This is a genomic window from Alcanivorax sp. HI0044, from assembly GCF_001634945.1.
On sequence record NZ_LWEZ01000815.1, the window covers coordinates 1 to 559 of the forward strand.

At 64.2% G+C, this 559-nt stretch carries 1 protein-coding gene; it reads left to right on the forward strand.

The window, feature by feature from the left end; genetic code table 11:
* Position 1 precedes the first annotated feature (1 nt).
* On the forward strand, positions 2-559 hold a 558-nt coding region (lipB, locus tag A3730_RS09685), incomplete at its 3' end, for a lipoyl(octanoyl) transferase LipB (RefSeq protein ID WP_063538001.1).

The window sequence follows — 559 nt, forward strand, 5'->3', positions numbered from 1 at the left end:
CATGGACGCACTGATTCGCTACTTCCCCCGGGTTGACTACCCCCCCTGCTGGCAAGCCATGCGTGACCTCACTGATCATCGCAACGCTCAGCAGAACGACGAGTTGTGGGTGCTGGAACACCCCCCGGTCTTCACCCTGGGCCAGGCGGGCAAGCCCGAGCACGTACTCAATGCCGGAGAGATTCCGGTGGTGAACACCGATCGCGGCGGACAGGTCACCTATCACGGCCCCGGCCAGACGGTGATTTACCTGATGCTGGATATCAAACGGCTGGGGCTGGGAAGCCGCGGGCTGGTGACTGCTATCGAGGAAGGCATCATCGATTTTCTTGCCAGCCTGGGTATTGAGGCCGTGAACCGGGATGACGCCCCCGGGGTCTATGTGAACGGGGCCAAGATCGCGTCCCTGGGGCTGCGCATACGCCGTGGCGCAACCTATCACGGGCTCGCCATCAACCGGGACATGGACCTGGCGCCCTGGCAGCGGATCAACCCCTGCGGGCACGTGGGCCAGCCCATGACCACCCTGCAAGCGCAGGGCGTCAATCTGGGCCGCCAC